The organism is Paenibacillus sp. FSL L8-0708, assembly GCF_038009325.1.
Lineage (GTDB): Bacteria > Bacillota > Bacilli > Paenibacillales > Paenibacillaceae > Paenibacillus_AQ > Paenibacillus_AQ odorifer.
Genome location: NZ_JBBPBC010000001.1, coordinates 5,136,113 through 5,149,414 on the forward strand (window position 1 = coordinate 5,136,113; position 13,302 = coordinate 5,149,414).

A 13,302-nucleotide genomic window follows, 5' to 3' on the forward strand; every position below is an offset into this window, starting at 1 on the left:
TCATTTTCTCGGTTTGTACTTGCTCAAAGGGCATTTACCTACATGATCTTACTGCAAAATTTAACACTCACCTATATACTACTGCACAGCCTGTATGAACCGTTCTCCGATTCGCTGATAGCCATCACCATTAGGATGAAAATGATCGGTGGATAGATACTTGTCCAAATGTCTGTTAAACAAGTCAAACGTAGGAACCAAGGTCATGTTGCTATGCTCATTAATAATATCCATTGCCGTATTATTCCACTTCGTTACCGCTTGATTGCCTGGTGCCAGTAATTCTGGAATATCGCCAAAGGGATTATACAGCCCCATATAGTAAACTTGCGCATTCGGATTGATCTGTGAGATTTTATCGAGAATCTTCTCCAGTCTAGCTGCTGCTTCTGGCAGAGCGGCTAATAAAGACTCTGGAGTCAGTTCCTGCCCAGAGGTTGATGAAGTTGTGTTGCCCTGTTGCGCCCCATCATTCTCAAGAATATCCGAATCCTTAAACAGATCATTTCCTCCGACGGATAGCAGAACAACATTCGACATGCGCAAGGCATACTCCACACCATCTTCGTTCAGTTTGCTTAACAGCCCCGCAGTAGTCAACCCGTTAATCCCCATATTGCCTAAAAAGTCTACGGTGACACCTTTTGCGGATAAACCAGTAACCGTACGCTTAACAAACCCTTCTCCGGTGTTATCACCGGTCCCCTTGGTTAGCGAATCCCCGAGCGCAACAATTTTTAGGAGCTTGACAGTCTCCGTCACCGGTGCGGCTGTTTGCTGAGGCAAGCTGCTCTCGGTAACCTCTCCGACCGGATAGATAATATCTTTAACCGCATAAACTAAACCAACCATCAAAACTATAGTTGTTACTATGGAAATCAAGCTGACGCTGCGCCATGTCCATTTCGAATCCTTCAAAGCTATCCCTCCGTATGCCGTTCTATTATGTATTGTTCCACAATTTACAAAGATCTTAACTATGTTACATAAACATAATTCTTCCATACAAGTTTTGCAAATGTCTAGCAAAGAAAAAAATCCCGCTGCTACAGTGTTTTTGCCGAGGAACGAGTGTGGACTTTTTTGAAAATAAAAAAATACTGGCTTTTTAATTAATGCCATTATATAATATTCACCGTTGACTCTTTAGACATTACGGGTTATTAGCTTAGCTGGTAGAGCAGCCGACTCTTAATCGGCAGGTCGCAGGTTCGACCCCTGCATAACCCATAGAGCTAGACAGAAGAAGTAAGGACAAGTTCCTTACTTCTTTTTTTGTTGCATTTTTAATCTTCACCACACAAAAAAACCGCTCCCCGACTTACATCGGAGAACGATTTCTTCCTGAAGCATCTACTCGTATTATTTACCAATAAACTCTTGAACCCAGTAATTATTATCATAACCGACACCGATATAATTGAAGTTAGCATTCAAAATATTAGCGCGGTGACCTGGACTATTCATCCATGCCTTCATTACTTCTTCTGGTGTTTTTTGTCCCATTGCGATGTTCTCACCTGCGGCTTTATAAGTGATGCCAAAGGATTTCATCATATCAAAAGGTGAACCATACGTAGGTGAAGTATGTGAGAAATAGTTATTCGAACGCATATCTGTAGCTTTTGTAGCGGCAACTTTGTGCAGGCTGTCCAATCCAGCTACAGGTGACAAACCAGCTGCTGCACGTTCTTTGTTTACCAGCGTTACGATTTGCTGAACATAGGTTCCTTTATTGCTCACAGCACCTGTTGTAGTTGTATTATCAGTTGGCTTAGTTACAGTAGTTGTGTCTGCTGGCTTTGTAACCGGTTTTGTAGTTGTAGTTGTGGTCGTGTTGTCTTTGTTTGGTACTGTTCCAGTTTGCGGCTTAGTTACCACGATTGTGCTATTCGAAAAAGGGAATCCCTCAAGATTAGCTTGTTTAAAATATTGTAATATTTGCTCATAACTTGTGCCTTTTATTGTTACTGTCGATTCATTCGATGCCGCATTTGCTTCCAATGGAAGAGAAATACTAAGTGCCATAACAGCTGCCACGCTACCACCGATGATTGCTTTTAATGTCTTGTTCTTCAATCTGCCATCTCCTTTTTTCTTGCGTGTAATATATGCTTCTGCCTAGAGTGACCATCTACAAATGTTACAAAGTTGTAATTTGTTCCTCAGTCATTGTAGCATAAATCTCTCAAATGTGCGCTTCTAATTTTTTACATATAATAGTCTTGACTGTAAGATTTCCGATTCCTAGATACATTCGCTTTCTTCCGCTGTTTTCCTGCCTAAAAATACCATTTTACCTGTTATTCGCGAGAAAAAGCGAGAAAAAGCAAAAAAAGTCGCCCTCCCCGAAAGGACGGCAACTTCAGCAAACCTATGGATACCTGACGATTAATGGAACGATTGCCAGAACTCGCCCTCCGTAGAGATCAATCCCATGATTTCCGCATAAGGAATCCGGAAGGTTGGAAAACCTGCAGAATACGGAGCGATCTCATAAGGTGCGAAATATAGATACAACGCTTCATTATCTACAAAGAAGGGCTGATCCGAGGTAATTCCTTTATACGTATCCGGAAAAACATATGAATATTGTGGATCGTTCTCGATCTGTTTGCCCACAATTTTACTGAGCTTCTCCACATATCTGCTGCCTGGCTTGAACAAGTCCCCCAGCTTATAGAACCTGCCGCTGCGCAAATTAATATGCGGATAGATTTTGGTAGGCATTCCATGTGCTGCTCCAAAAGGAAAACGATAACCGGTCAGCTCCAGCACCAGCAGGTTTTTACGGAAGAAAGAGACTGAAAAATCACCATTATAACTAAAGTCCTGGGAAATCCCTCCACTCCCAACGTCTTCAGCAAGGGATAGCTTGCGCAGCTTATCGTTAACCTCTCGCGAAACTTCCGCACTTGCAATCCCCTCAACGACCGGATAATACACCAGATAATCCCTGTTCGGTTTGTATTTCTTCTCCACTACGGAATAGGGAGGTCTCAGCGGAATGACTCCATTTTGGCGCCAAACCTGCTTTCCCTGCCGATCATAATAAGATGTGCGTTGATCTACATCTGCTCTTATCAAACGTCCGCTAAGGGTGAGTGTTCCTGCCCCTGGAATAACTGGGGGCTGGGCTGCCTTTTTTCCACTTCTATCGATAAAATAAGTATCTTTAGCATCAAATACAGACGCCAAGCCTTCCTGATAATTGTTCACGCCAAGCAGGGTGTGATTGCTCAGGACCGCTCCCGTTTCCGCATCTGCAATTACGTAACGTGATCCGCGATAAGGCTGGCTGGGGAATACAGGCGTTCCTATGGCTACTCTGCCTTCACCTAGCTGCAATACTTCATAATATTTTGCCGGGATGATCATTTTTCCTTGTTTATCAATCAGCCCGTAGGCGTTGCCATAATTCTCAGCGGTATTCACCACCGCACGTCCTTCTGAAAAAGGTAACGCAGAGGTGAATTGCGGTTGAATGGCTACAGAACCATCCGTATTTAAATAGCCATATTTACCGTTTTCAGTCGCTTGAAAGGCTAGTAAACCTTCTCCCGGACTTCCAACGAAAGGATGGTTATACGTATGCAGAATGTTCCCATCCGGATCGATGAGCGCATACTCTCCTTCTTTGATTTTAACCAAAGCCATGCCGTTCATAAAATCATTGGCATCTACATAAATCGCGGGCAGCACCTCTTTGCCTTGCGCGTCCACATATCCATATAGCGATTGGCCGCCGGTCGTATTTTGTTTTGAAAATAGTGCTCGCCCCTCATGTAATGAGTTCAAATAATCATACCGGGCGGACGTCACTTCTTTGCCTTTTTCATCAATAAAAGTGTACCCCTTAGCATCCGACACGACCGCGCGCTCTTCCGAAAAAGGCGCAATAAATGAATAGATCGGCTTCACTCGTTCTCTTCCAGTGCTGTCAATGAGCCCGCTGCTATTTTTTCGCTGAACTACGGCAAGACCATTCTTCTGAAAATCCTCAGCATATTCGTACCGGGGTTCAATCTGAACACGGCCCTCGTCATTAATATATCCCCAAAGTGTGCCCTCTTTGAGATTAAACGGCGCCGGATGCAGACCCGTGGTCCGCAGATTGTCCCCCACCCACTCCGGCAATAAGTATGGCGCCTCAAAAGGCTTATTAGAGTAATCTACACGATATAATCCCGCTTCTGCCGGAATCGTGACGAACAACTCCTCTTCCGTGCGTATGAAATCCTCATCCTGCTGAGTAATATATTCGTTCCAGCCAATGCCATCCCATTTCCATACATCCGCCTGTATCAGACCATTGTCATTCCCTTTCCCCAGCTCATTCAACCTAATCCTTAACATCCAGTCGCTCCCCTTTAACAAAGGCATTTGCCTATAGAATATGGGAGAACGTTGGTTTATGTGCTTTTTGATCTTTGGGGTTAGGGGGAGGCGTATTCTAGGGCATTAATGTCTCTCTTTCCTCCTCCGTCGCTCGTTTCGGCGTATTCTAGGGCATTTTTGCCTCTCATAATTTCACGTTAGCTCGTTTCAGCCAATTCTACGGGATTTATACCGTTCTTTCGCCCCACGTAGCTCGTTTCAGCCAATTCTACGGGATTTATACCGTTCTTTCTCCTCACGTAGCTCGTTTCAGCCAATTCTACGGGATTTATACCTTTTTCTCCTCACGTAGCTCGTTTCAGCCAATTCTACGGGATTTATACCGTTCTTTCACCTCACGTAGCTCGTTTCAGCCAATTCTACGGGATTTATACCGTTCTTTCACCTCACGTAGCTCGTTTCAGCCAATTCTACGGGATTTATACCGTTCTTTCGCCCCACGTAGCTCGTTTCAGCCAATTCTACGGGATTTATACCGTTCTTTCTCCTCAAGTAGCTCGTTTCAGCCAATTCTACGGGATTTATACCGTTCTTTCGCCCCACGTAGCTCGTTTCAGCCAATTCTACGGGATTTATACCGTTCTTTCTCCTCACGTAGCTCGTTTCAGCCAATTCTACGGGATTTATACCGTTCTTTCACCTCACGTAGCTCGTTTCAGCCAATTCTACGGGATTTATACCGTTCTTTCACCTCACGTAGCTCGTTTCAGCCAATTCTACGGGATTTATACCGTTCTTTCACCTCACGTAGCTCGTTTCAGCCAATTCTACGGGATTTATACCGTTCTTTCGCCCCACGTAGCTCGTTTCAGCCAATTCTACGGGATTTATACCGTTCTTTCTCCTCAAGTAGCTCGTTTCAGCCAATTCTACGGGATTTATACCGTTCTTTCACCTCACGTAGCTCGTTTCAGCCAATTCTACGGGATTTATACCGTTCTTTCGCCTCATGGTGCTTCTGTTCTGTTACTAAAATTAGTTTGTTGATATTGTTGGTGAGCTATGATGAATATGATGTATTTTCGTGGTGCTCCTGATGGCGATGGTAGTGTTATTGCTGCTGATATTGATTTGTGGCGGTGATTGCCGTGTTCATGCTGTTAATGTTGAGAGGATTGTGATAACCGTGTTTGTGTTGATGATAATAATTGGTGATGGTAATGATGCTGTAGTAGTACCGTGGCGGTTATGGTGCAACTATCGGGTGGAGTAAGTCCTATTGGTGGAATATTAGATTTGATGGAGCAGGGGTGGCAATGTTGATTGAAGTTGGTGGTGGTAAGTAATGTTGATGTTAGTGTTGCTGGCGCTGTTTAGTCGTGGTGGCATTTTGGCGGGTAGTTTTAGTGGTATGTTTGTTTCATGTTGGTAGTAGCCATTGAAGATCTGTGTGTTAGTGGTGGTGACACTATTTGGTCGTGGTGGCATTTTAGTGGGTAGTTTTGGTGTTGTGTTTAGTTGTTAGTACTGTAGTTAGTCGTGTTTTGGTTGACAGTGTTGTGGTTGACAGTGTTGTGGTTGGCAGTACCGTAGTTAGTGGTGCATTAGTTAGCAGCGCTGTAGTTAGCAGTGCTGACAGTGGCATTATTGGTGTAGTTGATATTATTGGCGTAGTTGATATTATTGCTGTACTTGATGCTGGTCCCAATGGTACTAGTGGGAGCGAAATTGGTTTATCCCTAACTAATTAAACTAGTTTTTGTGGGTAGTTTTTCATACATAGTTTTTGTGGTTAGTTTTTGTGGGTAGTTTTCGTGCTCGTGCGTAGTTTTCCTATGCGAGGAGCAAGGGGGCGACGTTCAGTACTTGTGAATTGGTACTTATGAATTGCTTCTTATAAATCGGTACTTTTAATTTGCATCATATGAATTGGCACTTATGAATTTGTACTTTAAATAGGTTCATATGAATTGTATCTTATGAACTGATTCTTACGAGTTGCTTATATCCGCAAGCGAAATGAACAAACCAAAAAGCGTTTGCCATAAATAGCAAACGCTATAATCACCACACATCCCCCACACAGCTACTTCTTCGAAGAATACTTCCGCATATCAAACGCGACCGCGGCGATGATGATCAGACCTTTGATAATCAACTGATAGTAAGGGCTGATGCCGATAAAGGTCAGGCCGTAGTTGATTAAGGTAAAGATAATAACACCGACCAGAACACCTGGCACTGTTCCGATACCACCGGTTGTGGACACCCCGCCCACGACGCAAGCAGCAATCGCATCAAGCTCATACATGTTACCATAGTTATTGGTTGCGCCACCTGTTCTGGCAGCCTCCAGCACACCCGCCAAACCATAAAGGGCTCCAGCAATCGCATAGATGTAGATCAAGTTCTTGGAAACATCGATGCCAGATACTTTAGCTGCCTGCATGTTACCGCCGATAGCGTACATGTTCTTGCCCAGCTTGGTTTTATTGAACACCACCCATACGATGGCGGCGACACCCAAGGCTATCAGCACGATATACGGGATTGAATATTGCCCCTTGCCGATAAACCCGGAACCGATTGTAGTGAAATCTGGACGCAGACCGCCAATTGGCTGTGATTGGTTGGGGTCCATGTCAAAGTACAAGGAATTCAAGCCGTAGACGATAACCATCGTACCCAGTGTTGCGATAAACGGCGGGACGTTCAGCTTGGAGACGACAATACCATTGACGAGTCCGCAGAGAAGGCCAGCGATAATAGCTATAAGGATCGGAAGCCACACTTGCACCTGCGGCAGATCAGGAAAAAAGCGCCGGGAATAATCCGGAATTTGCAACATCGATGCAGAGATTACCGCTGTAAAACCAACCACACGTCCAGCAGACAAGTCCGTCCCAGCTGTGATAAGGATGAAGGCAACACCAAGCGCGATGATAATCCGTGTTGACGACTGAATTAGAATGTCCCGTAAAGTATTTACAGAGATAAAGGCCGGCTCATATAAGGCAATACCCATAATTAGAATTACCAAGACAATATAAATAGCATTTTGAGTAATAAAAGATTGGGCTCTTTTAGCGTTCATTAGTAGTGTTCCTCCTTAAAGTTACGCGAAGAGTACTTCTCTTCGTAAACCAAATCTAGTTTCGCCCAGCAAAACTATCATTGAAATCCTATCCTAATGCTGTGCAGCGAGCCGCATAACTTCGGTTTCCGTAGCTTGCTCGCCTTCTAGTATTCCGGTAAGCCTACCCTCCGACATGACCATTACACGGTCAGACATTCCGAGCAGCTCCGGCATTTCTGAGGAGATCATAATGATGCTTTTCCCTTGCTGCGCCAAGTCGGCAATAATCGAATAAATCTCGAATTTAGCCCCTACGTCGATACCGCGAGTCGGCTCGTCCAGAAGCAGGATTTCGGGCTCGGTTAAAAGCCATCTGGCGAGCAGCACTTTTTGCTGATTCCCACCAGAAAGATTCATGATCAGCGTTTTGGTTGTTGGAGTTTTGGTCCGTAATTTTTCAATCATTTTATCGACTTCTTCTTTTTTCTTTTTTCCATCTAGTAGAAGTAGTAGTTTCTGGTATCGATGCAGATTAGCGATTGCGCCATTTTCATGAACAGACAAGACTGGAAAAATACCGGTGACACGCCGTTCCTCCGTAAGCAAAGCCATTCCGTGTTTCTTAGCATCCTTGGGAGATTGGATATGAATGCGCTTACCATCGATAGAAATCGTCCCCGATTTGATAGCCCTCAGGCCAAATAATGCTTCAATAACCTCTGTTCTCTGAGCGCCTACCAGACCACCAATCCCTAAAACCTCACCTCGTCTTAATTCAAAAGAAACATCTTTAAACGATCTTTCTTCAGGGGAGGTTAATCCTTCCACCTTCATATATACTTCGCCAGGCACGTTAAAACGTTCTGGGAATCGATTGGTCAAGTCACGGCCGACCATTTTGGAAATGATAAGATCTGTAGTCAATTCCGCCGCTGGCCAGGTTCCGATTTTTTTACCGTCCCGCATAATGGTAACCTCGTCAGAAATTTCGAGAATCTCTTCCATTTTGTGAGATATATAAATAATAGCCACGCCTCTACTCCTAAGGTCCCGTATGATTCGAAATAAATGCTCCACCTCCACACTGGTCAGGGAGGAAGTAGGTTCATCCATTACAATAACGCGGGAGTGAAAAGAGACAGCCTTCGCAATTTCAATGGATTGGATTTTGGATACAGAGAGCTTTCCCACTAATGTCTCGGGATTCAGATCGATATCCAGATCTTTAAACAAATTCTCCGTGTCAGTGTACATTTTCTTATGGTCAATAAACTGAAAAGGTCCAATCCCTTTGGTTGGGAAACGTCCTAACCAGATATTCTCCATCACACTTCGGAACGGCACGGGATGCAGCTCCTGGTGAATCATGGAGATCCCATTTTTTAAAGCGTCATTTGAGCTTCCGATAGAGGTCTTCTCACCCTCCAAAAAAATCTCACCGGCATCCGGTGAATAAATACCAAAGAGACATTTCATTAAAGTGGACTTACCCGCACCATTCTCGCCCATAAGGGCATGCACCGAACCTGGTCTGACCTTTAAACTAACTGCATCCAGCGCTTTGACGCCGGGGAATTCTTTAGTAATGTCATTCATTTCTAGCAAAAACTCAGCTTTTTTCATGTTGTTACGCCCCCTACGCTTTTTTCTTTTTTCATGAGAGGCACAGCGGTTTCATCCTGTTCCCTGCCTGAAAGAAATCCGAGGAGCGAATATCCGCTCCCCGTTGCTGCCATATGATCATGAATTCCATCTAGATTAGAGCGTTATTATTTGGCGTCATCGATATTGTCTTTGGTGATCTTTTTATAGGAAATCCACACGTATTGGTTGTCTGTGATATCAAAGCCTACGTTATCTTTTGTAGGTGTTTCTCCTTTAGCAAGCAGAGCAGCAACTGTGATCGCAGCTTTACCTTGGTTGTTCGCATCATTCAGCACGGTACCAAGCATCGTTCCATCTTGTAGCGCTTGAATCGCAGGAGCAGTAGCATCTACACCTACTACCGGCATGAATTTATCACCCGTGAAGTAACCTGAAGCTTTCAGAGCTTCGATGGCACCGAGAGCCATATCGTCATTGTTCGCAAGCACAGCTTCAATTTTGTCGCCATGGGAGCCAAGGAACGCTGCCATTTTTTCTTGCCCTTTTACGCGGTCCCACATCGCAGTATCTTCAGCCAGCTTTTCTACCTTGATGCCGGCATCTTCAATTGCTTGGATGGAGTAAGTAGTACGAAGCTCAGCGTCTTGGTGCCCCGGTTCGCCTTTTAGCATTACGTATTGGAGGACACCATCGCCGTTTTTATCCGCTTCAGGATGTGCCTTCCAGTAATCCACGATCAGTTGACCGGACATAGTTCCGGATTCTTCTGCCTTAGCGCCTACATAATAAACCTTATCCCATTTCTTCATATCTTCTGGCAGCGGCTCGCGGTTCAGGAAGACCACCGGAATATTTGCCGCTTTTGCTTTTTCGATAATAACGCCAGCCGCAGTACGGTCAACCGGATTGATCAGCATGCCTTTATATTTTTTGGTGATGAACAAGTCAACTTTGTCATTTTGTGTGGGTTGGGAATTTTGGCTATCTACGATATCTACAGTAGCAATGCCTTTGGCAGCAGTGTCGATTGCGTTACGAACACCTGTCATGAAGGTATCGTCAAATTTGTAAATGGCAACCCCTACTTTTGGCGTTTCAGTGGAAGAGCCCGCATTTTCAGTTTTTGGTGCGTTGGTAGCTTTACCATTGTCTGCATTATTGTTGCTATTGCCACAGCCTGCCAGGGCGGCACCCAGTATTGCGCTTGCTAAAAGAACGGAAGTGATTTTTTTCATTATTCATTGACCTCCTGTTTATACTTCTTTTTTTTGGTTTAACCCTGAATTCTCTCGGGCACATCCATATTATGCCTTAGGTGAAAACGGTTTCGAATATAAAATCCTACTCACTTTTATAAAAATTCTACTGAACCCAAAAAACGAATACCTCCCATTTTAAGGATGGCATTCGTCTTTTCAAAAATAAACCGTCCACTATCTGACGAAGGGAAATAACAATTTCTGATTCTCAGGCCACAGCATATTGTCCAAATCAATGAGTTTAGTACCCGTATCGACACGTTCAGGAACATCCATTCCTTCGATTACCTCAACGGCATGTTTTACGGCTAAATACCCGTTACTAAAAGGATTTTGGATTACGGTCGCTTGAACCGTACCCTCCTGCAGCAACTCCATCATTGACGGGGAGCTGTCGAAAGCAACCATTTTAATATTATGCAGCCCTCGGCTCTGGATAGCTTTTGCCGCCCCTTGTGAAGCTGTCTCATTCAAGCTGGCGATCCCGCGAAGATTTGGATGTTTCAGCAGCATTAACCGTGTCAGTTCTTCAGCATCACTAATACTCGAAGTGGTATAAGAAATCTCTACTACCTGTATGTTCGGATATCGGGCAGCGTAATTTAAAAATCCCTTTTCCCGCTCCTCCGCGTCCCTAGCACCATATTCAATGCCGTTTGAAGACTCCTGCTCCGCCCCCAAAGATGAATTTGTGAAGTTAATGATGCCGACCTCCCCGTATCCATTTAGCAGCTGAATGAGTCTTTCTGCAGACTTTTGTCCCGCTTCATAGCCGTTTGAACCCACATAGGCTCTTACTCTGGCCGAACCGACTTCTGCATCCACAGACAATACGGGAATCTTGGAATATGCCGCCCGATCAACCACTTGTGCAAGTCCCATATAGCTACTGGCAGCTAAAATAATAACATCCGCTTTTTCTTTAATGGAGTCCTCAACCATTCTGACCTGTTCCGCAATATCACTCTCAGCATTCGGAGCTTTGAACGTTAGTTTCACATTAAATTCCTGTGCCGCGGCTTCTGCACCCAATCTAACTGTATTCCAATAGTCGCCTTTGTTCATTTTTACAATAAGATGAATATTGCGGGTTTTGTTCGTGTTGATATAATTAGGTGCCGAATTGAAACAAGACGTGATGGTTGTCCATAACACCACACATACCAGCAGGGTTAGCCAAAAACGAACGATTCTCATACCGATGTCTCATCCTCCTCATGTCCAGGATTGCCCTCGCCTGCTGCGAGTGCCGGGAAGATAAGAGTAACCGTAGTGCCTTCTTCAATTTCACTTTCAAAAGAAAGACCATAATCACGCCCATAATACAGCTCAATACGCTCGTTTACATTTCTAACGCCTACCCCGGAGCCATGCATACTCTTACTGCCGCCAGTCAAAAGAACCTTCATAGTCTCCTCGGACATACCCAGTCCATTATCACGAATGCGAATGACGACAAGATCATCCTTCAGCTCCGCTTGGATCGAAATAAAACCTTCATCAGGCATCATTTCAATCCCGTGATACAGGGCATTCTCCACAATAGGTTGTAAAATTAGCTTAATCGTCTGACACTGCAGCACTTCATCCTGAGCCTCAATCTCGTAGCGGAACTTATTTTTGAACCGAAAGCTCTGAATCACAAGGTAATGACGAACATGATCAAGCTCTTCCTGCACGGTAATCATATTATTCCCTTTACTAAGGCTGATCCGGAAAAACTTCGATAAGGACTGAATCATCGTGACTACCTCCTCAGTCTTGCCGCGTTCAGCGAGCCGGATCACAGAATTCAAGGTATTGTACAGAAAGTGCGGATTGATCTGGGATTGCAGTACTTCAAGCTCACCTTTACGTTTGGTTTCCTGTTCATAAATAATCTGATCCATCAGTTGACGGATACGTTGCAGCATAAGGTTAAACCGTTTGGACAGCTGTTCCACCTCATACGCCCCACTGACATCTATTCGGGTGTTGAGATCCCCTTCGCCCACCTGCTGAAGCGTCCGTTCCAGCTTGCGGATAGGGCGGGCAATACGTGCAGACAAAAAGACGGATACAATAATTACGCATAAAATGACTACCGCTAAAAACCAGGATAAAAAAGTGTTTAGATCACGTTTGGTGGTTACAATCTCATCGTAATAAGCCACGCCCACGATCTTCCAGCCTGTCTGTTCCAGTGTTCTTACGGTGATAAACCGTTTTTCACCCGTAGACTCATCCAAATAGCTACGAAAAGCATATTCCAGTACTGGCTCCACATTCTCATATTTTAAGCCAGCGTAAATCAGCTGCTGCTGGGGATGGTACACAATATTTCCTAGCTGATCGAGGATGTAAGCGTATCCTCTTTTGCCAAGCTTAACCTGCTTGCTCAGCTCATCAATGGTTCGAAAGTTAAAATCCATCAGCAGGATGCCGGTTTTTAAGACTCCGTTCTCCTTATATTGAATTAATTTGCTGATAGACACGACCCAGATATATTGACCTTTGAACAAATTCTGAATATGAGGTGCGGAATAGGAGAGCTCTGATGTTCTTTGCGCCGTCGTAAACCAGCTCTGAGTCTCCAGCTGTGTGTTGCTGCGCAGCTTCTGACCGGGTGTACCCACGACATATTTCCCCTGTGGTGTAAAAACAGCCGCCGAGACCAGATCCTCTCTGCTCCCCATTAGCATAGCCATTCTTTCCGTCAATAAAGCGGAATCCACGGAAGGGCTATTCGTAATCTGCTCCTCCGCTGTCTCAAAAATATTGCGCATTCCCTTAACATAAAGACCCAGATTGTAATTCACTTGCTCAATGATCTGCTGCATATTCATATTGGCATTCTCTTCTGCGGTCTTGGCAAACTTGTTGTACAGCATAAGGCTGACAACGACAGCTACCAGCACGGCAACAGATGTAAAAGTGAGTGTAATCGTAACTTGAATGCTTCGGAGCTTGGAGGACAACCGACGTTTTCCGCCTTTGGGATGCTGCGGTCTTAGATGAAAGGAATAAGGTTTATCCTTCAGCATC

11 protein-coding genes and 1 tRNA gene are annotated in these 13,302 nt (G+C 44.5%); 3 read left to right on the forward strand and 9 right to left on the reverse strand.

The window, feature by feature from the left end:
* Positions 1-78: 78 nt before the first annotated feature.
* Complete coding sequence (locus NYE58_RS24505) at positions 79-918, reverse strand: GDSL-type esterase/lipase family protein (RefSeq protein WP_341003245.1); 840 nt, start codon at positions 916-918, stop codon at positions 79-81.
* Between the two features lie 239 nt (positions 919-1,157).
* Here NYE58_RS24505 and NYE58_RS24510 point away from each other — a divergent pair.
* Positions 1,158-1,230 (forward strand) — tRNA-Lys (locus NYE58_RS24510).
* Positions 1,231-1,362: 132 nt separating this feature from the next.
* On the opposite strand, the gene NYE58_RS24515 is transcribed toward NYE58_RS24510, so the two are convergent.
* The 3 genes from NYE58_RS24515 to NYE58_RS24525 all read right to left on the reverse strand — a co-directional run bounded on the left by NYE58_RS24515 (position 1,363) and on the right by NYE58_RS24525 (position 5,010).
* Positions 1,363-2,079 carry a CAP domain-containing protein gene (locus tag NYE58_RS24515; RefSeq protein ID WP_036685704.1) on the reverse strand — a complete coding sequence of 239 codons (717 nt, stop codon included), beginning with the start codon at positions 2,077-2,079 and terminating at the stop codon, positions 1,363-1,365.
* Positions 2,080-2,391: 312 nt separating this feature from the next.
* Positions 2,392-4,356, reverse strand: coding sequence for a WG repeat-containing protein (locus NYE58_RS24520; RefSeq protein ID WP_076276726.1), 1,965 nt, complete (start codon positions 4,354-4,356; stop codon positions 2,392-2,394).
* A gap of 423 nt (positions 4,357-4,779) precedes the next feature.
* Positions 4,780-5,010 (reverse strand): hypothetical protein, encoded by a 231-nt coding sequence (locus NYE58_RS24525; protein ID WP_341003248.1) that lies wholly within the window; start codon positions 5,008-5,010, stop codon positions 4,780-4,782.
* A 424-nt stretch (positions 5,011-5,434) separates the two neighbouring features.
* Here NYE58_RS24525 and NYE58_RS24530 point away from each other — a divergent pair, with 424 nt between their 5' ends.
* Positions 5,435-5,611: a hypothetical protein gene (locus NYE58_RS24530; RefSeq protein ID WP_179087008.1), complete on the forward strand. Its 177-nt coding sequence runs from the start codon at positions 5,435-5,437 to the stop codon at positions 5,609-5,611.
* Between the two features lie 232 nt (positions 5,612-5,843).
* A complete protein-coding gene (locus tag NYE58_RS24535; RefSeq protein ID WP_339244194.1) occupies positions 5,844-6,089 on the forward strand; it encodes a hypothetical protein in 246 nt (81 codons plus the stop codon).
* A 335-nt stretch (positions 6,090-6,424) separates the two neighbouring features.
* Here the strand turns inward: NYE58_RS24535 and mglC are convergent, their stop codons facing one another.
* The 5 genes from mglC to NYE58_RS24560 all read right to left on the reverse strand — a co-directional run bounded on the left by mglC (position 6,425) and on the right by NYE58_RS24560 (position 13,301).
* Entirely contained in the window at positions 6,425-7,432 is a 1,008-nt protein-coding gene (gene mglC / locus NYE58_RS24540; RefSeq protein WP_076127586.1) for a galactose/methyl galactoside ABC transporter permease MglC, read from the reverse strand.
* A gap of 93 nt (positions 7,433-7,525) precedes the next feature.
* Positions 7,526-9,037, reverse strand: coding sequence for a sugar ABC transporter ATP-binding protein (locus NYE58_RS24545; RefSeq protein WP_076276724.1), 1,512 nt, complete (start codon positions 9,035-9,037; stop codon positions 7,526-7,528).
* Positions 9,038-9,183: 146 nt separating this feature from the next.
* Complete coding sequence (locus NYE58_RS24550; protein WP_143761904.1) at positions 9,184-10,254, reverse strand: galactose ABC transporter substrate-binding protein; 1,071 nt, start codon at positions 10,252-10,254, stop codon at positions 9,184-9,186.
* A gap of 198 nt (positions 10,255-10,452) precedes the next feature.
* On the reverse strand, positions 10,453-11,475 hold the full coding sequence (locus NYE58_RS24555) for a substrate-binding domain-containing protein (protein WP_036685687.1): 1,023 nt from the start codon (positions 11,473-11,475) through the stop codon (positions 10,453-10,455).
* On the reverse strand, positions 11,472-13,301 hold the full coding sequence (locus NYE58_RS24560) for a sensor histidine kinase (RefSeq protein WP_341003257.1): 1,830 nt from the start codon (positions 13,299-13,301) through the stop codon (positions 11,472-11,474). Before NYE58_RS24560 ends, NYE58_RS24555 begins: the two co-directional genes overlap by 4 nt.
* Position 13,302: the final 1 nt, after the last annotated feature.

Coding starts and splice junctions, on each gene's coding strand:
- NYE58_RS24545 (WP_076276724.1), bottom strand. CDS start 9,037: ATGAAAAAAGCTGAGTTTTTGCTAGAAATGAATGACATTACTAAAGAA.
- mglC (WP_076127586.1), bottom strand. CDS start 7,432: ATGAACGCTAAAAGAGCCCAATCTTTTATTACTCAAAATGCTATTTAT.
- NYE58_RS24550 (WP_143761904.1), bottom strand. CDS start 10,254: ATGAAAAAAATCACTTCCGTTCTTTTAGCAAGCGCAATACTGGGTGCC.
- NYE58_RS24520 (WP_076276726.1), bottom strand. CDS start 4,356: ATGTTAAGGATTAGGTTGAATGAGCTGGGGAAAGGGAATGACAATGGT.
- NYE58_RS24555 (WP_036685687.1), bottom strand. CDS start 11,475: ATGAGAATCGTTCGTTTTTGGCTAACCCTGCTGGTATGTGTGGTGTTA.
- NYE58_RS24560 (WP_341003257.1), bottom strand. CDS start 13,301: ATGCTGAAGGATAAACCTTATTCCTTTCATCTAAGACCGCAGCATCCC.
- NYE58_RS24530 (WP_179087008.1), top strand. CDS start 5,435: ATGGCGATGGTAGTGTTATTGCTGCTGATATTGATTTGTGGCGGTGAT.